This is a genomic window from Rhizobium sp. CF122, from assembly GCF_000282035.1.
Classification (GTDB): Bacteria; Pseudomonadota; Alphaproteobacteria; order Rhizobiales; family Rhizobiaceae; genus Rhizobium.
In genome coordinates, this window is sequence record NZ_AKKA01000080.1 from 29,087 (window position 1) to 51,363 (window position 22,277).

A 22,277-nucleotide genomic window follows, 5' to 3' on the forward strand; every position below is an offset into this window, starting at 1 on the left:
CTGCGGCGGGTTGCCGTTGAGTGAGTGAGATCTCCTCGCTTGCCGGTGGCAAGGATTCGATTATCTGCTTAGTCTGCAAAATCGAATCATGCCGCGGGGGATGCCATGACTGACGAGACGCTTGCCGATCGCGCGACGTTGCCACGCCCTGACGTGAGCGCCGCGGAAGCTGGCGACATTCTTCAGTCGCGCTATGGCTTGTCGGGTACGATCACTGAGCTCGGCAGCCAACAGGACCGCAACTATCGTCTGGATACGGACGAGCGGCGCTACGTGCTGAAGATCTGCCACGTGGCGTACGCGACGCTGGAGCTCGAGGCGCAGAACGCGGCCATCCACCACATCAGTACGAAGGAGGGTGCACCGCGCGTCCCGCGGGTGATCCCGTCGACCGACGCCCAGGACATCGTTGCTGTCACCGTCCGCGATCAGACCTATCAGGTTCGCCTTCTGGAATATCTGGAAGGTGAGGGGCTGACGCATCGGAAGCATCTGCCGAAGGAGTCGGTCGCGGCACTTGGGGGGCTCTGCGCACGCCTGGCGCAGTCGCTGGCCGATTTCACGCATCCCGGTCTCGATCGCAGCCTGCAATGGGATTTGCGCCGTGCCGGTCCAGTCGCCGTCCAGCTGCTGTCGGCGATCACCGACAGCGCTGCGCGCGATCGCATCGCCAAGACGATGGTATCAGCCGTGCGGCGAATCCAACCCTTGGCGCCATCCTTGCGTCTGCAGGCCGTGCACCACGATGTGACCGGCGACAACGTCGTCAGCCGTCGCGACGATCGCGGCCACCTGGTCCCAGACGGCGTCATCGATTTCGGCGATATCATCCGCGGCTGGCTGATCGGGGATCTGGCGGTCACCTGCGCCTCACTGCTGCATCAGGCAGATGGCGATCCGCTCTACATTCTTCCTGCGGTAAAGGCATATCACGAGGTCTATCCGCTCACGGAAGAAGAGCTGCGGGCGCTCTGGCCACTGGTCGTTGCCCGCGCCGTCATTCTTGTCGCCAGCAGCGAGCAGCAGATCTCGATCGACCCCGAGAACGACTATGTTCGCGGCAATCTCGAACTTGAGCGCCGCATATTCGATACGGCGGTATCCGTTCCGTTCGAACTCATGGAGATCGCTGTCCTCAAGGCAGTCGGTATCGAAACGGCCGCGCTGTCGTCGGAGAACTGGCATCCGCTGTTACCCGATGTCGATCCAGCGACCATTTCCTTCGTCGATCTCGGTGTCCAGAGTCCGCATTTTGCCGCGGGCAACTGGTCGCAGGCCGACATGGATTGGCGGCTGCTTGCCCGCGCGGCGACGGAGACCGGTACCGCGGCGACGCGCTACGGTGAATACCGATTGTCGCGCTCGAAGCTTCGGAGCGCCGCCCCGTCTTCAACCTTCACACTGCATTCCGACATCTGCCTCGCAGGCGGCACCACGGTTGCTGCTCCATTCGCCGGGAAGGTGAGTTGGAAGAACCACCATTTCGTTCTGGCAGGCGAGGGCATCAGCCTTCATCTCGACGGAATTGAGCCGTCGCTTGAGGATGAAGCAGAGGTCGAAGCCGGGCAGTCGATCGGGACCGTCTCTGGCGAAGACGGCTCTCTCGGTGGACTGCGCGTGCAGCTCTCCACCCTGCAAGGCGCGGAGCCCCCGCTGTTTTGCGCCCCGCAGGAAGCGGTCGCCTGGTCTGAACTGTGTCCGTCGCCAGCCGCCCTTCTCGGCCCCGATGTGAATGCGCGGAAGCCGGTGTCGGCGGAACTGTTTGCGCTCAGGCAGGCCCATCTCGCAAAGCCGCAGAAGAACTACTACGAGATGCCGCCGCAGATGGAGCGCGGTTGGAAAGAGCATATGTTCGATGTCGAAGGCCGCGCCTATCTCGACATGCTCAACAACGTCACGATCCTCGGCCATGGCCACCCGCGCCTGGCCGAAGCGATCAGCGAACAGTTGCTGCGGCTGAACACCAATTCGCGATTCCACTATGCCGCCATTGCCGAATTTTCGGAGCGCCTTGCGTCACTTGCCCCGGAGGGGCTGGACACGGTGTTCCTCGTCAACAGCGGATCGGAGGCAAACGACCTCGCGCTACGGCTTGCTTGGGCTCACACCGGCGCCAAACAGATGCTCAGCCTTCTCGAGGCCTATCACGGCTGGTCGGTTGCGAGTGACGCAGTCTCCACGTCAATCGCCGACAACCCACAGGCTATGACGACGCGGCCCGACTGGGTGCATGCCGTTCTCTCGCCAAATACATATCGGGGTGCCTTCCGTGGGTCGGAATCAACGATCCACTACCTGGAAGCGGTCGTTGAGGTCCTTGAGGCCATCGACGCAAAAGGCGAGGGGCTGGCCGGCTTCATCGCCGAGCCGGTCTTTGGAAATGCCGGCGGAATTTCGCTTCCGGACGGTTACCTTGCGGCGGTTTATGGGCAGGTCCGGGCTCGTGGCGGCGTCTGCATCGCCGACGAAGTGCAGGTGGGTTACGGACGGCTTGGGCACCATTTCTGGGGTTTCGAGCAGCAGGGCGTCGTCCCCGACATCATCACTGTCGCGAAGGGTATGGGAGACGGGCATCCACTCGGCGCTGTGATCACGACTAGGGCCATCGCCGGTTCACTGGAGAAGGAAGGCTATTTCTTTTCGTCCACGGGCGGCAGCCCGGTCAGTTGTGTGGCCGGTATGACGGTGCTCGATATCATGGCCGATGAAGGTCTGCAGGAGAACGCGCGCGATGTCGGCGATCACCTCAAGGGTCGTCTTGTGGCGTTGATCGAACGCTATCCGCTCGTCGGTGCCGTGCATGGCATGGGACTTTATCTTGGCCTCGAACTGGTCCGCGACAGAACGACGCTGGAGCCGGCGACCGAAGAGACCGCGGCAATCTGCACCCGACTCCTCGATCTTGGCGTCTTGATGCAGCCGACTGGCGATCACCTGAATGTGTTGAAGATTAAGCCGCCGCTCTGCCTGACAGTCGAGAGTGCCGATTTCTTCGTCGACATGCTGGAAAAGGTGCTCTCGCAGGGGTGGTAGGCCGTTTGTGGCAGCGTTAACCATTTCGGTCATTTCGAGGTTTTCCGTCTTTTAATCAAATGCCCCATTGCCGGAATCAGCAGCACTTCCTATGTCTGCTCCGTGATCGAAAGAGAGCTTCGGACCGTCACGCGAATTGCACAAAGACTTGATAGGGTTCTTGCAGTTAATTCGAGCATGATGGAATGAAATTTTCCGAATGGTCGATTTTTTGACATGTTTCGGAATATGTTTCTGACAGACTGCGATGTATAGTCTACCAATGAAGTAGATTAATAGCGCAGTCGTCGCCGGCCCTGGAACACCAGGGCCTCAAGCAAGCGCAACGCCAGAGAAAGGAACGAGACATGACTGACATCGATACTCTCGCCAATTTCCTTGGGCGATCCGTGCTTGGCAATGACCGTCCGGGCGCCCTCTCCCGCCCGAACTGTCGAATGTGACCTTCGTCCACCTTTACGGAATCAGACAAGTCAATTCGCCATCGCCAGCGCATACCGCGCGGCAGGAGTTCTACGCATGAAAAAAGAAGTAATCGAGTACGCAGGTGTTCCCGTCGGGATCGTCATCCCGGATGAGAACCGGTTGAAGTTCATCGCAGTGAAGTTTCACGTTCACGATCTGGACGAGCAGCATTTCAGCTCGCCGGCGGAAGTGAAGCTCGCTATCCATGATCTGATGACCCGCCGTCACCCGAAGCCCATCCATGCCTGAGAGCATGAAGCACGGCCTAACCAGCCTTGACGGATTTCAGACCGGTCTTGCCAAAGGTGAGGCCGGTCTTGTCTTTTGATCGCCGTTGCGGTCCTATCGCGCGCTCTTGCTTAAACAAGGATGACGCGCGTGCTCAATCTGATCACCGACATTGAAGGGGTCTCCGTCGGGAACGCGACGGATCTGAAGCTCGGCTCAGGTGTAACCGCAATCGTCTTCGACGAACCTGCGACGGCCTCCGGCGTGGTACTAGGTGGTGCTCCCGGCGGCCGCGACACAGCTCTTCTCGATCCGTCGATGACGGTCGGCGCAGTCGACGCCTTCGTGCTTTCCGGTGGCTCCGCATTCGGCCTTGACGCAGCAGGCGGCGTTCAGGCGGGTTTGCGGGAAGTCGGCCGAGGCTTTCCGGTCGGCGATGTGAAGGTGCCGATCGTTCCCCAGGCGATCCTGATGGACCTGCTGAACGGCGGTGACAAGAACTGGGGTCTGCAGTCGCCCTATCGCGACATGGGCTATGAGGCTTTCAAGGCGGCGGCGAAAGGGCCGTTCGCTCTCGGTACCGTCGGCGCTGGCGCGGGTGCAACGACCGCGACTTTTAAAGGGGGGCTCGGTTCGGCAAGTGCCGAAACCGGCGCCGGCCTGAAGATCGCGGCGATCGTTGCCGTCAATGCGCTTGGCTCGGCGACGGTGGGGGAGGGGCCGCATTTCTGGTCGGCGCCCTTCGAGCAGAACGGAGAATTTGGCGGCCTTGGCTTGCCCTCGCCGATCTCTGAAGCTGACACCCGCATGCGGCTGAAGGGCATGAGTACCACGGCGACAACAATCGGCGCCATTGTCACAGATGCCGAATTGACCAAGCAGGAGGCCCATCGCCTGGCGATCATGGCTCACAATGGTTTCGCGCGCGCCTTGCTGCCGGCTCATCTGCCGCTTGATGGCGATACCGTCTTTGCGGCCTCGACGGGCAGGAAGCCGCGGCTGGACCTTTCCGCTTTTCTGGAGCTTTGCCACTTTGCTGCAACGGTCATGGCGCGCGCCATCGCGCGTGGCGTCTACGAGGCCACCGTTCTTCCGGTCGCCGGCGCGCAAGAGGCTTGGCGAGACCGCTACCCGGATCGCGCAAGATCGCCTAAACAGGGCGACATTGCCTGAAGCGGCGGAGACCACGACATGCAGATCCGTGCCCTGATGTATTTCGACGAGCTGGTGCGCACGAACTCCATGCGCCAGGCCGCGGAGAATTTGAACGTTGCGCCGACGGCGATCAGCCGGCAGATCGAGAACCTGGAGTATCACTTTGGCGCGCCGCTTGTGGAGCGCAGCGCCCGCGGCGTCAAACTGACCGCTGCCGGCGAGTTGCTTGCGGCGCGCGCAGGGCGGACGCTGCGCGAACTCGATCACGTCGGCGAGCTTATCGAAGACCTGAAGGGGTTGCAGCGCGGCAAGGTCAGCATTTATGCCAACGGCGCCACCGTCGCCAATCTGCTCGCTCCGGCGCTGGCGGAATTCAGCCTGAAATATCCAAAGCTGCGCTTCGAGGTCGCGATCACCAGCGCGCGGCAGGCGATCGAAGCGGTCAACGGCGCGGAAGCCGATATTGCCGTGACGTTGTTCGCGCCTCCGTTGTCGGGCACGAAAGTACGACTGCGCTCGGAAATCGCCTATGATCTGATCGTTGCTCCAACACATGCCGCCGCGGAACGGCCCGAAATCCAGCTGAAGGATATCGCCGAGTACTCCTTGGCGCTTCCCGACCAGTCTTTCGGTTTCCGCCAGGCTTTCGATGCGCGCATCGAGAAGGATGGCCTTGATGTTGAGCCCGTCTTCGTCACCAGTTCGCTCGAAATGCTCAAGGAGCTGGTTTTGAGCGGCGCAGCCGTAACTCTGTTGCCGGCGTTGACTGTCCGTCGCGAGATCGAGGCAGGCCAGCTTCGCGCCATTCCCTTGGCCGGCAAGAATGCGATACGCACTTATGTCGATCTCTGCGTCGCTCCTGACCGCCAGCTTTCCTTTGCGGCAACAAAGCTGGTGGATTTTATTGAACGGTTCATGCGTGAGCGCGCCGAAACAAGTTTGCAGCCAAAAGATTAGCCCCATGGACTTGCTCGGAACACATCTTCGAGTGTAGCACTTTCGGCTACACTGAGCACACATAATCGCCATTGTGTGTGCACTCCGAGAATGACACCTTAGCGCGCGTAAAGGTCATCGCCACGGCGGCGGCCAGACAGGGGAATATAATGATGAAGGTTTCGCTTGCGCCGTCGGCGCGGCTGACTCGGCGGCTCTATCTCGGCGCGGCCGCTTCGGTCGGCGTCGCTCTGCTGGGGCTTACCCCGGCGGAAGCCGCCAAGACCACGCTGACCCTCGGTATGACAGTAGAGCCGACTGGCCTGGATCCAACGATTGCGGCCCCTGTCGCAATTGGCCAAGTGACATGGCAGAACATCTTCGAAGGCCTTGTCGCAATTGATGAGGACGGCAAGGTGCAACCGCAACTCGCCAAGAGCTGGGAAGTCTCCCCGGACGGCCTCGTCTATACCTTCAAGCTACAAACCGGCGTCAAATTTCACGATGGCGAGGCTTTCGATTCTGCCGCGGCGAGGTTCGCGCTTGATCGTGCTCGCGGTGCCGATTCGGTAAATCCGCAGAAGCGCTTCTTCGCTTCGATTGCTTCCATCGAGACGCCCGACCCGGAAACGCTCGTCCTGCATCTCTCGGCTCCAACGGGCAGCGTCCTCTATTGGCTCGGTTGGCCAGCCTCCGTCATGGTGGGGCCGAAGTCTGCCGCCGCAGACAAAACGACGCCTGTCGGCACCGGCCCGTTCAAGTTCGTGAATTGGGCAAAGGGCGACAAGGTCGAGCTCGAAAGGAACGCCGACTATTGGAACAAAGATGATGCGGCAAAGCTCGACAAAGTGACCTTCCGCTTCATCGCCGATCCGCAGGCCCAGGCCGCGGCGTTGAAGTCGGGCGATGTCGACGCCATTCCGGAATTCGCGGCGCCCGAGCTGATGAGTTCGTTCGACGGCGATGCCAAGCTGGTGATTAAGATCGGCAATACCGAGCTCAAGGTCGTGGCCGGGATGAACAACGCCAAAAAGCCATTCGACGACAAGCGCGTGCGTCAGGCCCTGATGATGGCGATTGACCGCAAGACGGTTGTCGACGGTGCTTGGTCCGGCCTCGGCACGCCGATCGGCAGCCACTACACACCGAATGATCCGGGTTATATCGATCTCACCGGCGTTCTGCCCTACGATCCCGAAAAGGCCAAGGCACTGCTTGCCGAAGCCGGCTATCCCAACGGTTTCACCTTCACGATCAAATCGCCGCAAATGGCCTATGCGCCACGAAGCGCACAGGTCATGCAGGCAATGCTGGCTGAAATCGGCGTGACGGTGAACATCGAGCCGACCGAGTTTCCGGCCAAATGGGTGCAGGATGTCATGAAGGACCGCGCCTACGAGATGACGATCGTCGCTCACGCAGAACCGCTCGACATCGACATCTACGCTCGTGATCCATACTACTTCAACTACAAGAATCCGGCTTTCAACGACCTGATGAAGAAGGTGCAGGAAACCTCGGATCCTGCAGCGCAAGCGAAGATCTACGGAGAGGCTCAGAAGATTCTGGCCGAGGATGTGCCGGCGCTCTATCTCTTCGTCATGCCCAAGCTCGGCGTCTGGGACAAGAAGCTGAAAGGTCTCTGGGAAAATGAGCCCATTCCCTCGAACGTCCTCACGAAGGTCTCCTGGGAAGACTGATTGCGGATGGATGGTATGGCGGGGCGGCAAACAGTACCGGACGTGAAATGATAGCCCTTCTGTCCCGTCGTCTTGTTGGTCTGATCGCAACGCTCGCCGTCGTTTCCCTGTTGATCTTTGCTGTGATGGATCTTCTGCCGGGCGATCCGGCCTCCATCATGCTCGGTACGTCGGCTTCGCCGGAAACGCTGGCAACTCTCCGTCATGAACTTGGTCTCGATCAGCCGCTCTTGTGGCGCTATGGTGAATGGCTCGCCGGCGTATTCCGCGGCAATCTCGGCCAATCCTATACCTACGGCGTGCCGGTGGCCGGGCTGATCCTTGAGAGATTGGCGGTGACGCTCCCCTTGGCGCTGATGGCAATTGCGCTCTCCGTCGCCATCGCCATTCCTCTGGGTGTCCTAGCGGCCGCGCATCGCGGTGGGCTGCCGGATGCAGTGGCTTCGGTGTTTTCGCAGATCGGCATCGCCGTTCCCGGTTTCTGGGTGGCCCTGTTGCTGATCATGCTCTTCTCGACTGCGCTCGGCTGGATGCCGGCTGGAGGTTTCCCGGGGTGGGGTGTCGGCATCTTGCCCGCTTTCAAGGCACTTGTTATGCCCGCAATAGCGCTCGCCTTGCCGCAGGCAGCCGTCCTGACGCGCGTCACGCGTTCCGCCGTTCTGGAGACCCTGCATGAGGATTTCACGCGAACAGCGCTTGCCAAGGGACTGTCGAAGCGCCGGGTCCTGTGGCGCCATTCGGTGCCGAATGCCCTCGTTCCCGTTTTGACGATCCTGGGCTTACAGTTCACTTTCCTGGTCGCGGGCGCGGTTCTTGTCGAAAACGTTTTCAACCTCCCAGGCCTCGGTCGGCTTGCCTATCAGGCGCTGTCGCAACGCGACATCATCGTCATGCAGGATGTCGTGCTGTTCTTTGCCGCGCTCGTTGTTGTCATGAACTTCATCGTCGATCTCTCCTATTTGGCGATCGACCCGCGCTTGCGGAAAGGCGTCTGATATGGCGCCCATCGTATCCAATCAAATGAACGCTCGGCGCCGGCGATTTGAAATTAGCCGGAGAACGGGTCTGGTGGTGGGCGGCGGCATCATTGCTGTTCTTGTTGTCGTCGCGTTGCTGTCGCTTGTCTGGACACCGCTGCCGCCGGCAAAGATGCAGATCGTTCACAAGCTGCAGCCACCCTTGGCGTTCGGCGTTCTCGGCACCGACCAGTTTGGCCGGGACGTCCTTTCGATGATGATGGTCGGCTGCTGGAATTCTCTTTCGATCGCCATCGCCGCCGTGTTGATCGGCGGGACGCTCGGATCAATCGCCGGTATCGCGGCCGCCGCCGTGCGGGGCACATTCGAAACATTGCTGATGCGCGCCTGCGATGTCGTCTTCGCATTGCCGCCGATCCTCTCGGCAATGATGCTGGGAGCCTTTCTCGGTCCGGGTCGACTGACGGCGATCACTGCGATCGCGACATTTATGATTCCCGTGTTTGCGCGGGTCACGCTTGCCACAGCCCTGCAGGCGTGGAGCCGCGACTATGTGCTCGCCGCTCGCGCAATCGGGAACAGCCGCTTCACGATCTCCGTCCGACACGTGCTGCCCAATATCATCAGCCAGATCATCGTCCAGGCGACGATCCAATTGGGGCTGGCAGTGCTGACGGAAGCGGGCCTCAGCTTCCTTGGCCTCGGTATCGCGCCACCGGCTCCTACCTGGGGCCGTATGCTTGCTGACGCACAAACTTACCTTGCACTCGCGCCGTGGCTGGCAATCCTGCCTGGGCTTGCCATCGCGCTCTGCGTCTTCGGCTTCAACATGCTTGGCGATGGGCTGCGCGACATGCTCGACCCTCGCGAGGCGAATCGCCGTTAGTTTTCGAAACCACAGGCCCGGATGACCATGCCATGTCCGAAACCGACTTAACGATCCGTGACTTGAGGCAGCGTTTTGCCGATCGCAGCCTGTCGCCGCTCGAATATTGGTTGGCGTTGGAGCGACACATCGAAGCGTGGGAGCCCGCCATCTGCGCCCTTTACGCCTACGATCCAGAGGCGGCGCGCAAGCAGGCGCAGGCTTCGACCGACCGATGGATGAAAGGCGGGACACTCGGCCCGCTCGACGGCATCCCGGCGACGCTGAAGGAGTTAATCGCCACCAAGGGGCAACCGGTGCCGCTCGGGACCAGAGCCGTCGACTTGGTGCCTGCGACCGAGGATGCCCCCGCCGCCGCGAGACTGCGCGAGGACGGCGCCGTGATCTTTGCGAAGACAACCTGCCCGGACTATGGGATGCTCTCCTCAGGCCTCTCGAGCTTCCATCCTCTGAGCCGAAATCCCTGGGATACGACGCGCAATCCTGGAGGATCGAGCGCCGGGGCCTCTGCCGCGGCCGCCGCGGGTTACGGACCTCTGCACGTCGGTACCGATATCGGTGGCTCGGTGCGCTTGCCGGCTGGCTGGACAGGCATCTTCGGCTTCAAGCCGAGCCACGGCCGCATACCTGTCGATCCGTTCTATGTCGGCCGCTGCGCCGGGCCAATGACGCGTACCGTCGAGGATGCCGCCTACGCAATGGCCACGCTCTCGCGCCCGGACTGGCGTGATGGCACCAGCCTGCCCCCGAACGACATCGACTGGATGGAGCTCAACACGGATCTCCGCGGCCTAAGGATCGGGTTGATGCTCGATGCCGGATGTGGCCTTGCGGTCGACGATGAGGTACGTGCGGCGGTCGAGGCGGCCGGTCAGCGATTTGAAGATGCGGGCGCAATTGTCATTCCGGTTCAGCCCGTTCTGACGCGGGTGATGCTCGACGGACTGGACACATTCTGGCGGTCCCGCTTCTGGGGCGATATCGAGAATCTGAGCCCGGAGCGTCGAACCAGAATTCTGCCTTACATCTACACCTGGGCCGAAGGCGGCGCCTCCATCAGCGGCGCCGAGGCCGTCAGGGGCTTCAATCAGACGATCGAGATGCGCAAAAGCTGCGGCCTGCTGTTCACGAAGGTCGACGCCGTGATTTCGCCAACCAACCCCATTGTCTCCTATCCGGCAGACTGGGCTTCGCCGACGAACGATCCGACGCGTCCCTTCGAGCACATCTGCTTCACCGTGCCGTGGAACATGTCCGAGCAGCCCGCCGCGTCAATCAACTGCGGTTTCTCGCGATCCGGAATGCCGATCGGCCTGCAGATCGTCGGTCCGCGCTTCGACGATATGCTGGTGCTGAGGCTGTCGAAGGCTTTCGAGAGCTGGACAGGCGGTGTTAGGTCATGGCCGAAGCCGCCGGTCAGGTGACCGGGCGGCGATAGCCCGTCGGCTGCTGGTAAAGCCAGCCGATGCGCTTGATCGCCTCCTCGAGGTTTTCGCGAGCAACCGTCATCGTATGTCCGTTGGCATGAATAATCGTTTCCGAATCTTCCAGAACGGCAACATGACCCTTCCAGAAAACCAGGTCGCCACGGCGCAGTTCCGACCGACCGATCGGCTCCCCAAGGGTTGCCGACTGCATGTCGGTGTCGCGCGGCGCGCTTCGTCCAGTCATCAGCATCGAAAGCTGGACGAGGCCTGAGCAGTCGATGCCAAGCCCGGAGCGACCGCCCCACAGGTAAGGCGTCTCGATGAATCGGCTTGCCACGTCGACATAGTCGCCCCCTTCGCCTGCGCCGATCGGCTGCAGATGCTTGGCAAAGATCGCCGTGCCGTCTTCCAGCATCGCATAGCGGTTGCCGCGCGTTTCGGCCTCGCCGACAATCCGAACCCGGCTGCCCATGGACAAGATGCTCTTGTGGGGCTTGCGCAGCTCGGATTCCAGATAGAGAAACGTCCGCTGAACCGTGACGATATGCGTGGGCTCAACCAGCGCATCCGAAAGGGCGGCTTCCGGCAGATAACCGACATAGCCATCGGAGGCGGCCTTGACCCAGCACCAGCCCTCTGCACGGTCGAACACGGTGACGTCCTCGCCGAGGAGCAGTTCGGTATCAATTCCCTTGGCGAGATCCGGCGCGGGTCTGAGCCCAACGACCGGCACGCCTACACGGGCCCGTGTGCCAGGAACGAAGCGCAGGGCTTCCACACGTCCTTCCAGTCCAGCCTCGGCGAGGTCCGGTCGATAGGCATGAAGGCGGCGATCGAGCATCGTCATCATATCCCTTTCACGGCGTCAGGCGGCGACCCTTGTCGCGCACGAGATCACCAAGCTTTTCCAGATAGAGCGCCCCGCCGACGGTGCGCTTTATCACGACGTTTCGCCGGTCGCGTTCGTCGCGCACACGGTCGACCAGACCCATATCTCCCATCGTATCCAGTGCCCGTGTAATGACAGGCTTGGTCACGTTGAGCGTCGCCGCCAGACCGCGCACGGTATGCGGCGGCGGCACGAGATAGATATGCAGCAGGATCGCCATCTGGCGCAACGTCAAATCGCGATCGTCGAGCCTCACTTGATCGAGCGTCACACCATGCCACAGGCCCAACGCCTGCGAAGCCGTCAGTTCGATCGGCATGGGTCCTCCGGAAACTCGTTACGCTCGCGTTCCATTTTCCGGCAGTGCACCGTGCGAAGCAATGGGACGGCAAACTTTGCCGCCCGTCACGGTAAATAAAATTTTAACGATCGCCGCCTAGCGCACGCTCTGCCGGATGTGATGGTAGAGCGCGCGAATTGCCTGCGCCTCGCCGCCGCCAGGAGAGTGCGGTCGTTCGGACGGCGCCCAGCCGTAGATATCGAAATGCGCCCAGCTCGTGGTGTTGGAGACGAAGCGCTTGAGGAACAGGGCGGCAGTGATCGCACCCGCCATGCCGCCTGCCGGCGCATTGGTGATGTCGGCAAACTTGGCGCGAATGTCCTTTTCATAGCCGGCGTAGAGCGGCAGCCGCCAAAGGGGATCGTCCGTCTCGAGGCTTGCTTCGGTCAGGTCCTGAGCGAGTTCGGCATCATCGGTAAAGAAGGGTGGCAGGTCGGGACCGAGCGCCACGCGGGCAGCACCCGTCAGCGTCGCCATGTCGATCAAGAGGTCCGGCGCGTCCTCATCTGCATAGGCAAGCGCATCTGCGAGGATTAAACGGCCTTCGGCGTCCGTATTGTCGATCTGCACCGTCAGCCCCTTGCGGCTCCGGTAGATGTCACCCGGGCGAAAGGCATTGGACGAGATCGAGTTTTCGACGACAGGAATGATCACCCTGAGATCGACCTTGAGCTTGGCGTCCATGATCATCAAGGCGAGGCCCATGACGTTTGCCGCGCCGCCCATGTCCTTCTTCATCAGCAGCATCGAAGACGCCGGCTTGATGTCGAGACCGCCGGTATCGAAGCAGACGCCCTTGCCGACGAGCGTGATCTTGCGGTGCCCCTTCTTGCCCCAACGCAATTCGAGCAGGCGCGGCGCATCGGCGCTGGCGCGGCCGACGGTATGGACGAGCGGAAAGTTCTGTCGGAGGTCGTCGCCGCTGACGACATTGATCTCGGCCTTGTAGTGGGCCGCCAGGCCGCGGAAGGCTGCTTCCAATTCGTTCGGCCCCATGTCGTTGGTCGGCGTATTGATTAGGTCGCGTGCCAGGAAGACGCCGGCCAGCTGCCGCTTGATGTCAGCTCCATCGGCATCGCGCGGGATCATTAGCGTGGGCGCCGAGGTCTTCTCCGATTTGTACCGGTCATAGCGATAGCTGCCGAGGCCGAAGCCAAGCGAAAGGCGGTTTGCCGTCAGCGGAGCCGTTTCGATGTGCCAGTCGCCGGCCGGCAGCGCGCGCGCAAGCTTGCCGGTGATGTAGGGTTGTTCAGACGGATTGGTGCCGAGCCCGAACAGCGCGCCACCGAGATGACCTTCGTCCGTCGGAATGAGCAGCAGCGAGCCGCTCTCGGCCTTGTAGCCCGCCTTCTTGGCCCAATCGAGTGCGATCGGGTCGATCGTGCCCGTTTCGATATGCGCCGGAGTGACGGCAAAGATCGGCAGCGTCGAGCCGCCCTTGCTGTTGAACGGTGTCGGTCTCTCGATGAACTGATAGGGTGCCATGAGTATCCTTTGGGGCGTCCGGGAATCGCGTCTTAACGGTCTGTTAGGGTTAACAGACTATTGCTGGAGTGAAGATTGCGTCAAAACCTTTCCCTGTGCCGTTTTGAGGTCAGACGCCGATTCGGATCTCAGGGACGCACGATGCCTGCTTCGGCCAATACTCTGCTTGAAACCCGTGTTTTTCAGGGCGTCGCGACTGCGCTCGTCGTACTGGCGCTTGCCGGTTGCACGACGACGAAGGACCGCATGACGACCGGATCCGTGCCGACGCTCACCAAGCCGGTCGAAACGATGAATGAAGTCGAGCTGCGCAGCTCGACCGAGCGCGTCGGACAAGCATACGAGAAGAATCCTCGTGATGCCGCCAATGGCGTGAACTACGCCAACCTGCTGCGCATGCAGGGCCGCGATGCCCAGGCATTGGCCGTCATGCAACAGGTTGCGATCGCCAACCCGAACGACCGAAACGTTCTGGCCGCCTACGGAAAAGCTCAGGCCGCAGCCGGTCAACTGCAGCAGGCGCTCGATACGATCGGTCGCGCCCAAACGCCCGACCGTCCCGATTGGAAATTGACATCGGCCGAAGGTGCCATCCTCGATCAGCTCGGCCGCTCCGCCGAAGCCCGCCAGCGCTACCGTGAAGCGCTCGACATCCAACCAGGCGAGGCATCGATCCTGTCCAATCTCGGCATGTCCTATGTGCTGACCGGCGACCTGCGGACAGCCGAGACCTATTTGCGCCAGGCGGCAGAGCAGCCCACGGCCGACAGCCGGGTCCGCCAGAATCTCGCACTGGTCATTGGTCTTCAGGGCCGGTTCCCCGAGGCAGAGAAGATTGCGCGCGGAGAGCTTTCGCAGCAGCAGGCCGATGCCAACGTCGCCTATCTGCGCTCGATGCTGTCGCAGCAGAATTCCTGGCAGAAGCTTGCGGCCAAAGATAGCGGCAGTAGCGCTCCCACCAGCACCAACTGACATCAGCGGCCGGCCAGCCCCGAGGTGACGAGCTGTACGCCGAGGCCGGCCATGACCGTCCCGGCCAGGCGATCGATCCACGTCTTTGCAGCCAGATAGAGCCGTCTTGGATGTCTGGCCGAGAATGCGAGCGCCACGACCGTGTACCAGCCGGCTTCAACCGCAAAGACGCCGATCGGCAGCGCCAAGATAAGCCCGAGTGGAACCGTCTTCGGTAGCAATGCTGCAAAGATGCTTGCATAGACGACGATCGTCTTTGGGTTGCTAACCTGCGTCAGCAAGGCGGTGGTAAAGCTTCGGGCGAGTGCCCGACGATCGCTTCCCGCATCACCGACATGGATCGGCTCGCGTGCCCCGCGCCAGATTTTGAAGGCCATGTAGACGAGATAGGCTCCGCCAGCCACCTTCAGAACCAGATAGAGCCATTCGAATTGCGAAAGCAGCGCGGTCAGTCCCGCGAGCGCCAAGATGCTGAACGCAACGCCACCAATCCCCATGCCGAGCGCCGCCGCAAGCCCGTCGAGACGTGAACGCGACATCGCAATGCGTGAAACGAGAACAAAACTCGGGCCGGGGCTTATCGCCCCGATAGAGAGAGCAGCGATGATGCTCAGGAAGATGCTTAGGGACGACATCAACGGCTCCTGCCGGCTTACGGAGATGTCGTCCAACCTATGCGCAATGCTTTGAGATGACCAGCCCGGCGGAAATGGCTGGCTAGAAGCGGTCGGCGACCTGGATGCCAGCCGGGCCGAGAATGACGGCGACGAGAACCGGCAGGAAGAACAGGATCATCGGCACCGTGAGCTTCGGCGGCAGGGCGGCAGCCTTTTTCTCAGCCTCGTTCATGCGTTCGTCGCGACCTTCCTGCGCCAGTACGCGCAGTGCCTGCGAAACCGGTGTGCCGTAGCGATCCGCCTGGATCAGCGCCTGGGTGACGGACTGCACCAATGGGATCTGCGTCCGTAGGCCGAGGTTTTCCAGCGCAACACGTCGGTCGGGAAGGAAGGAGAGCTCGGCCGTCGTCAGGATCATTTCTTCCGCCAGCGGCGGGGAGGCCTCGCCCAGCTCTTCCGAGACACGGCGCATGGCTGCCTCGATCGAAATACCCGACTCGACGCAGATCAGCATCAGGTCGAGCGCGTCGGGCCAGGCACGCTTGATGGAGTGCTGGCGCTTCGACATCCGATTGGAGATGAAGATATTCGGCGCATAGAAGCCGACATAGGCTACGCCAAGTGTCACGAGAAAGCGCATCGGCGTCGGCTTGTCGGCCAGATGATCGAGACCGAAGACCCAGAAGACTGCAAGGCCGAAGAACAGGAATGGCAGCAGGAAACGCGCGACAAGGAACATATTCAGCGCATTTTCCGAGCGGAACCCGGCGGCGCGGAGTTTGTTCATGGTGTTTTCGTCGACCAGCGCCTCGCGGAGGTTGAACTTCTCCACGATCTGCCGAACCGAACGGTTGTTCTGGGTACGAAGCGAGGTCTTTCCGCTCGTATCGGCGTTCATGCGCGCGCGTTCGCGGGCGCGGATCTGTTCGCGTTCTGTGGAAACAGCCTTCATGCGCTTGTTGAGGTCACCACGTTCGAAGAACGGGATGGCGACGGTGTAGAGGCTGGCGAAAACCGCGATCGCGACCAGCACCGCGATCAGCATGGCGGGGTCTGTCAGTTTACTAGCGAGATCAGATGACACGGCCCGTCCTCCATCAGATGTCGAAATTGACCATGTTGCGCATGACGAAAATGCCGATCGACATCCAGACCGCCGAAACGCCCATGATCAGATGGCCGCGAGGGTCAGTGAACAGGATCAGCATGTATTGGGGCGATGTCAGATAGACGAGCGTTGCGACGATGAACGGCAGCGCACCGATGATGACGGCCGAGGCCTTGGCTTCCATCGACAGTGCCTTGACCTTCGCCTTCATTTTCTTTCTGTCGCGCAGCACTTTGGCGAGGTTGCCGATGGCCTCCGAGAGGTTGCCGCCTGCCTGTGACTGGATCGCGATGACGATCGCAAAGAAGCTCACTTCCTGCAGCGGCATGTAGTTGCTCATACGCGCGCAGGCATCCGGCACACTGAGACCTACCTGCTGTGATTCCACAACGCGACGAAACTCGCTCTTCACGGGATCCTTGCCCTCGTTGGCAATGAGCCGGATGGCGTCGTTCAATGGCAAGCCAGACTTGATCGAGCGCACAATGACGTCGAGCGCATTGGGAAACTCCGCGAGGAACTTGTTCTGACGCCGCTTGATCAGAAAGCCAAGCACCCAGCGCGGCAGCCCAAGCCCGGCAATGATGGGCAGGCCGAGCACGACCATAACAGGTGCATCGGCCAGGAACGCGACGAACATCAGGACAAGGCCAAAAATAGCGCTGAACATATAGAAGCGCCCGGGTGTGATCCGGAGACCGGCCTGCGTCAGCCGCGACTTCAACGACAGCTTCTTCTTGGTGTTTTCCTGCTGGCGCTTCTCGAGATCCTTCAAATTGTCCTGCACCGATTTGCGGCGCTTCGACATTTCCTGGACGCGGTCACGAGCCGCCTTGACGCTGGCCTTGTCAGCCTCAGCCGAAACGACACGGTTAACGCGGTTTGCCGACTTCTTCTCGGTCTCGATCCGCGCGAAGAGAAGGCCATAGCAAACGGCACCGGCCGCGACGGCGGCAAGCACGATAATGGCCAACACGACAGGATCGAACCCGAACATCTTACTAATCCTTGGACTTGGCTTCCATTTCGTCGAGGGCGGCGGCAAGGCGCTTTTCTTCGTTGAAGTAGCGTGCGCGGTCCCAGAAATGCGGCTTGCCGATACCGGTCGATTTGTGCCTTCCGATCAGACGGCCGGAGGCGTCTTCGCCTTCAATTTCGTAGCGCATCAGATCCTGGGTGATGATGACGTCGCCTTCCATGCCGATTACTTCGGTGATCTGCGTGATGCGACGCGAGCCATCGCGCAGGCGCGCCGCCTGGACAATGATATCGATCGAGCCGGAGATGATCTCGCGCACCGTTTTCGCCGGCAGTGTGAAACCACCCATTGCGATCATCGACTCGATACGGCTGAGGCATTCGCGCGGCGAGTTTGAGTGGATCGTGCCCATGGAGCCGTCGTGACCGGTATTCATTGCCTGCAGCAGGTCAAAGACCTCAGGTCCGCGCACTTCACCGACGATGATCCGTTCCGGACGCATACGCAGGCAGTTCTTGACGAGATCGCGCATGGTGATCTCGCCTTCGCCTTCGATGTTTGGTGGGCGGGTTTCCAGGCGCACCACATGCGGTTGCTGCAGCTGCAGTTCGGCCGTGTCTTCGCAGGTGATGACGCGCTCATCTGCGTCGATGTAGCGCGTGAGGCAGTTGAGCAGCGTCGTTTTGCCCGAGCCGGTACCACCCGAAATGACGATGTTGCAGCGAACCCGGCCGATGATCTGGAGCAGCGTCGCACCTTCCGGCGTGATGGCGCCGAAGCGAACGAGCTGCTCGAGGGTCAGCTTGTCCTTCTTGAACTTACGGATCGTGAGTGCCGGTCCGTCGATGGCGAGCGGCGGCGCAATGACGTTGACGCGGGAGCCGTCGGGCAGACGGGCGTCGCAGATCGGGCTTGATTCATCGACGCGACGGCCAACCTGGCTAACGATGCGCTGGCAGATCGACAGCAGTTGCGAATTATCGCGGAAGCGGATTTCGGACTCGATCGTCTTGCCGCCGACTTCGATGAAGGTCTGGCCAGCACCGTTGACCATGATGTCGGCGATGTCGTCTCGTGCAAGCAACGGTTCGAGCGGACCATAGCCGAGAACGTCGTTGCAGATGTCCTCGAGCAGTTCTTCCTGCTCGGAGATCGACATCGCGAAGTTCTTGATCGTGATGATGTCGTTGACGATATCGCGGATTTCTTCGCGTGCGCTTTCACCGTCGAGCTTGGCAAGCTGCGAAAGATCGATCGTATCGATCAGCGCGGAGAAGACCTGCGCTTTGGTATCGTAATATTCGTCTGTACGGGTAGGACGCTTTCGCTGCGGCGTCTGCATCGGTGGCGGTGAAACCTGTTGACGCGGAGGCTCGCGCTGCGGTTCGACCAGAACCGCGGGTGCTGACGGGGAGGATTGTTGCGCCGGCGGAGGCGGTGCGAACGCGCCACCCGCCTTGCCAAAACCCTCGTTTCCGCGCTTTCCGAACATGCCTTATTCCAATCCACTCTTGGCGGGCGTCATTTGCGTTTCAGCAGGCCGAGCAAACCGCCCTTCCGTGCCTTTTTGATAGCAATCCGCCCGGTTACGACGTGCGATATCTGCGAGAATGTTTCCGCGGTTGGCGACTTTGCATCCATCTCCGAAATCATCCGGCCGCTGTTGGCCGCGTTACCGAAGAGGTTGGCATCGAAGGGGATGATCGCGATTGGATCGGTTTCCAGTGGCTCGCAGAAGTCGGAGGGGCTGATCTCCGGCCGCTTCGGCATGCCGACCTGATTGAGGATCAGATGCGGCATCTTGTCGTTGGGCCGCATCTTTCTCAACGCGTCCATCATGTTCTTGGTGTTACGCAGGTTGGCGAGATCGGGCGACGCGCAGATGACAACCTCGTCGACGCTAGCCAGCACGGAGCGCGTCCATTCCGACCAGGCGTGAGGCACGTCGAGTACGGTGACAGGCGCGTTGCGCTGAAGGACATCGAGAACAGGCTGGAACGCCTGTCCTTCGAAATCATAGGCGCGGTCGAGAAGCGAGGGGGCAGCGAGCAGCGATAGATGCTCCGAACATTTCGTCAGCAGACGGTCGAGAAATACCTCATCCAGCCGGTCAGGCGCGTAGACGGCCTCGGCAATGCCCTGGGTTGGGTCTTGGTCAAAGTCGATGTTGGCCGTGCCATAGGGCAGATCGAGATCGGCCAGGATCGTTTCGGTCGAAAACAGGTTGGAAATGCCGAAAGCGCAATTGTGGGCGATCGTCGATGAGCCGACACCGCCCTTGGCGCCGATGAAGGCGATGCTGCGGCCAAGCGGCTCGGCATCCGGGTCTACGAAGATCGTGGCCATCGCCGCCATGATGTCGGGCATGGCGACTGGCTGGACCATGTATTCGGAAATGCCGTTGCGCACGAGTTCGCGGTAAAGCGCGATGTCGTTGTAGTAACCGACGATGATGACCTTGGTGGAAGGGTCGCAAACGGCGGCAAGCGGCGCCAGCTCGCTCAGCAGGTTCGCGGCTCCCGCCTTGGTTTCGAGAATGATCAGATTTGGTGTCGGCGCTGTCGCGAACATGTTCGCCGCGGCCGCAATACCGCCGCTGGTGATCCGCAAGCCGACCTTGGACATGCGCCGATCATGGCTGCAGCGTTCCACAACCCGCTGCAATTCTTCGCTCTCGCAGAAGGCGTGCACCGATATGCGAGGAAGTGGGCGCATATTCTCGAGCTCAGCCATGCGAATGGCATCCTCGGCGTTGCGCAGCTCCGTCGTATTCTTGATCTCGTATTCGACTGTACTCATCGTTCGGTCCTACCCCGATCAGAAGCTGTTGGCGCTGCCGCTGACTTCCTCGATATTGCTCGTCCGTTCGCGATACTCCTTGATCGCGGCGTTGCGACGGGTCGCATCGATCGGAGTCATGCCGCGAGGCGCGATCAGGTCTTCAGGGTTCGCTATTTGTGCAGCCAGGTTGTTCTGCGTTGCGCAGCCGAAGTTGTAGTAATTCTGGTTGCTGAAATCGTTGATCATGTCCCTCGGCCATTGACCGCACTGCGAGGTCATCGCCGTCGTCCCCACGAAGGTCAGGCGGATGGGCGCTGCGTCGCCCGCACCGGTGGCGGCGTAAGAGCTGTTGACGATCTTGGAGCTCGCGACGCCGCGGGCCGAGAGTTCGGCGCGCACCTGGCCGCGCAACTGACGGGCGGCTGCCGCATTTGGCGATCCCTCGGGCGTCAGCAGATAGACCGGTCCGGTCGCCCGCGACGTGTAGTTCTGCGCGAAGCCGCGGATCATGTCGCGCTGGGCGATGTTGAGGCGGCGGTCAGTGGAAGCGACCGGGATATCGACCGATTGCTCGGCTTCGGCCACCACGATCGGGTGGCGCTGGCGATAGTCGTCGGGGATGCCGCCGGTCGTCAGTTCGTCGTGGGAGGCGCAGCCGGAAAGCAGGGCGGCCGCCACCGCGACCATGGTCAGCAGCGATTTCGAAAGGCGGGATTCATGCGCAGTGTTCTGCTTGCGGGCCATCGGCTGATCTCTGTGTTGTGCCATTGCTGATCCTGCCGCGCTCATTTGTAGATGAACCCGATGGAGCCATGGAATTGAGCGTCGGCGACGGGCGTTTCGCGGCCGCCGTAAACCTTGTTGACGCGATTGAGCAGGAAAGCCGCAGCGTCGTTCTCAGGGCTGAAGTTGTCATCCGGACGGTTGAGCTGATTGCGGGCGACCGGGCGGACGAGATAGGGCGTTGCGATGATAACAAGCTCGGTTTCGTCACGCTCGACCGTGCGTTGCCGGAACAGTGTGCCAAGCAGCGGGATCTTGTTGACGCCGGGCGTTCCGTTCGAGGTCTGCGCAACGTTATCGCGGATCAGGCCAGCAAGCGCGATGGAGCCGCCGGAGGGAAGCTCGATGGAAGTCTCGGCAGAGCGGCGTTGATAGGTTGGCGTCGAGCCGGACACCGAAGGTGCAGGCTCCGATACGTTCGTCTTGATCTCCAGGCTGATGCGACCGGAGGAAAGAACCACCGGCTTGAAGGCGAGATTGATGCCGTAGTTGTAGGGGACAATCGTCGTGTTGCCGTCGTTGTCGGTCGTGGAATAGAGTACCTGGCCGCCCGAATTGAACGTCGCGGCCTGCCCGGAAATCGCGGTCAGGGTCGGCTCCGCCAGCGTCTTGACCACCTTGGCCTGCTCAAGCGCGCTCAAGTATGTCGAGATATCGTACTTTCCAATCGAGCTTTTGAAGAGTGCTGCCAGACCGCCGCCAATTGTCGCCGTTGCGCCGTTAACGCTCGGCGAACCCAGTTGCGCGACAGTCAGCCCTCCCGAATTCGAAACCAGATTATCGAAGCCGAGCTGCTTTAACACCTCTCGACGCACCTCGGCGATGGTGACCTTCAGCGTCACTTGATCCTCGCCCTGGATCTGCAGGAGATTGACCACCTGCGAGACTTGGCGACCTTCAGCAAACAGTGCCACTGACCCTTCCCCACCCGAGCCACTGGCTGTTTCCGTACGCGTTGTCGCTTCGCCACCTTTCAGGAAGACCTGTGCAAGGTCGGCGGCCTGGGCAGCATCCTGTGGCGTGCGTACCGTACCGGTCAGCACGATGTTGTCTGACACGATCTCGACTTTGATGCAGGAGTCCGGGATGAAGCGCCGGAGATTGGCTTCGAGGCCCGCGACATCGCGCTCGATCGCGATATCGAGGCTGACGATCTGCTGGCCGTCAGCGCCGAAAATGAAGATGTTCGTCTGCCCGACCGTCTTGCCGAAAAGATAGATGCGACGCGAGCTGCGGGTGACTGCGTCGGCCATGGAAGGGTCCGAGACGAGGATATCGTGGGCATCGGCGGGCAGATCGACGACGATCGCCTTCTTCAGACCGAGTTTCAGGCTGCGATGAGCACCGGGACCCGTCTGGGTTATCGTGACCATCCCGTCGGAATTGGCCCAGGCGGCCCTTGCGCCGAGGACGGGAGCAAGAAAGCCCGGCGCCATGCCGGAGAACCCGATCGCAAAGGACAAGCACCCCGCCATCAAGGGCTTCATATGGCGCTTCAAATTGCCCATTCCCATTT

At 61.1% G+C, this 22,277-nt stretch carries 19 protein-coding genes; 9 read left to right on the forward strand and 10 right to left on the reverse strand.

From position 1 onward, the window contains the following. The first annotated feature begins 105 nt into the window (after positions 1 to 105). The 8 genes from PMI09_RS19545 to PMI09_RS19580 all read left to right on the forward strand — a co-directional run bounded on the left by PMI09_RS19545 (position 106) and on the right by PMI09_RS19580 (position 10,804). Positions 106 to 3,033, forward strand: coding sequence for an aminotransferase (locus PMI09_RS19545; RefSeq protein ID WP_007798329.1), 2,928 nt, complete (start codon positions 106 to 108; stop codon positions 3,031 to 3,033). Positions 3,034 to 3,552: 519 nt separating this feature from the next. Further along, on the forward strand, positions 3,553 to 3,747 hold the full coding sequence (locus PMI09_RS19550; RefSeq protein WP_007529092.1) for a hypothetical protein: 195 nt from the start codon (positions 3,553 to 3,555) through the stop codon (positions 3,745 to 3,747). A gap of 120 nt (positions 3,748 to 3,867) precedes the next feature. Next, on the forward strand, positions 3,868 to 4,899 hold the full coding sequence (locus tag PMI09_RS19555) for a P1 family peptidase (protein ID WP_037083577.1): 1,032 nt from the start codon (positions 3,868 to 3,870) through the stop codon (positions 4,897 to 4,899). An 18-nt stretch (positions 4,900 to 4,917) separates the two neighbouring features. Then, positions 4,918 to 5,838 carry a LysR family transcriptional regulator gene (locus PMI09_RS19560; RefSeq protein ID WP_007798336.1) on the forward strand — a complete coding sequence of 307 codons (921 nt, stop codon included), beginning with the start codon at positions 4,918 to 4,920 and terminating at the stop codon, positions 5,836 to 5,838. Between the two features lie 149 nt (positions 5,839 to 5,987). Further along, a complete protein-coding gene (locus tag PMI09_RS19565; RefSeq protein WP_007798338.1) occupies positions 5,988 to 7,517 on the forward strand; it encodes an ABC transporter substrate-binding protein in 1,530 nt (509 codons plus the stop codon). 47 nt (positions 7,518 to 7,564) lie between these two features. Further along, a complete protein-coding gene (locus tag PMI09_RS19570; protein ID WP_007798342.1) occupies positions 7,565 to 8,512 on the forward strand; it encodes an ABC transporter permease in 948 nt (315 codons plus the stop codon). A gap of 1 nt (position 8,513) precedes the next feature. Beyond that, positions 8,514 to 9,380, forward strand: coding sequence for an ABC transporter permease (locus PMI09_RS19575; protein WP_037083579.1), 867 nt, complete (start codon positions 8,514 to 8,516; stop codon positions 9,378 to 9,380). Between the two features lie 32 nt (positions 9,381 to 9,412). Beyond that, the gene (locus PMI09_RS19580; RefSeq protein ID WP_007798346.1) at positions 9,413 to 10,804 is read left to right on the forward strand and encodes an amidase; all 1,392 of its coding nucleotides are present in this window, start codon (positions 9,413 to 9,415) and stop codon (positions 10,802 to 10,804) included. On the opposite strand, the gene PMI09_RS19585 is transcribed toward PMI09_RS19580, so the two are convergent. From PMI09_RS19585 to PMI09_RS19595, 3 genes are all read right to left on the reverse strand, one after another. Then, positions 10,797 to 11,654, reverse strand: coding sequence for a C40 family peptidase (locus PMI09_RS19585; protein ID WP_037083608.1), 858 nt, complete (start codon positions 11,652 to 11,654; stop codon positions 10,797 to 10,799). The two genes, PMI09_RS19580 and PMI09_RS19585, sit on opposite strands and share 8 nt — an antisense overlap. Positions 11,655 to 11,664: 10 nt before the next feature. Further along, complete coding sequence (locus PMI09_RS19590) at positions 11,665 to 12,015, reverse strand: MarR family transcriptional regulator (protein ID WP_007798353.1); 351 nt, start codon at positions 12,013 to 12,015, stop codon at positions 11,665 to 11,667. A gap of 117 nt (positions 12,016 to 12,132) precedes the next feature. Further along, positions 12,133 to 13,521, reverse strand: coding sequence for a leucyl aminopeptidase (locus PMI09_RS19595; RefSeq protein WP_007798356.1), 1,389 nt, complete (start codon positions 13,519 to 13,521; stop codon positions 12,133 to 12,135). Between the two features lie 141 nt (positions 13,522 to 13,662). Between PMI09_RS19595 and PMI09_RS19600 the strand changes: the two genes are divergently transcribed. After that, positions 13,663 to 14,493: a tetratricopeptide repeat protein gene (locus tag PMI09_RS19600; protein WP_007798358.1), complete on the forward strand. Its 831-nt coding sequence runs from the start codon at positions 13,663 to 13,665 to the stop codon at positions 14,491 to 14,493. A 2-nt stretch (positions 14,494 to 14,495) separates the two neighbouring features. On the opposite strand, the gene PMI09_RS19605 is transcribed toward PMI09_RS19600, so the two are convergent. The 7 genes from PMI09_RS19605 to PMI09_RS19635 form a co-directional block, all read right to left on the reverse strand. Beyond that, complete coding sequence (locus PMI09_RS19605; RefSeq protein WP_007798360.1) at positions 14,496 to 15,128, reverse strand: LysE family translocator; 633 nt, start codon at positions 15,126 to 15,128, stop codon at positions 14,496 to 14,498. An 82-nt stretch (positions 15,129 to 15,210) separates the two neighbouring features. Further along, a complete protein-coding gene (locus PMI09_RS19610) occupies positions 15,211 to 16,194 on the reverse strand; it encodes a type II secretion system F family protein (RefSeq protein WP_007798363.1) in 984 nt (327 codons plus the stop codon). Between the two features lie 13 nt (positions 16,195 to 16,207). Further along, positions 16,208 to 17,215, reverse strand: a complete 1,008-nt coding sequence (locus PMI09_RS19615; RefSeq protein ID WP_007798366.1) for a type II secretion system F family protein — start codon at positions 17,213 to 17,215, stop codon at positions 16,208 to 16,210. Between the two features lie 4 nt (positions 17,216 to 17,219). Then, positions 17,220 to 18,689, reverse strand: a complete 1,470-nt coding sequence (locus PMI09_RS19620) for a CpaF family protein (RefSeq protein WP_007798369.1) — start codon at positions 18,687 to 18,689, stop codon at positions 17,220 to 17,222. Between the two features lie 29 nt (positions 18,690 to 18,718). Beyond that, entirely contained in the window at positions 18,719 to 19,996 is a 1,278-nt protein-coding gene (locus PMI09_RS19625; RefSeq protein WP_007798373.1) for an AAA family ATPase, read from the reverse strand. Between the two features lie 18 nt (positions 19,997 to 20,014). Beyond that, positions 20,015 to 20,746 carry a CpaD family pilus assembly protein gene (locus PMI09_RS19630; RefSeq protein ID WP_007798375.1) on the reverse strand — a complete coding sequence of 244 codons (732 nt, stop codon included), beginning with the start codon at positions 20,744 to 20,746 and terminating at the stop codon, positions 20,015 to 20,017. A gap of 17 nt (positions 20,747 to 20,763) precedes the next feature. Beyond that, on the reverse strand, positions 20,764 to 22,275 hold the full coding sequence (locus PMI09_RS19635) for a type II and III secretion system protein family protein (protein ID WP_411969681.1): 1,512 nt from the start codon (positions 22,273 to 22,275) through the stop codon (positions 20,764 to 20,766). Between the last annotated feature and the right edge of the window lie 2 nt (positions 22,276 to 22,277).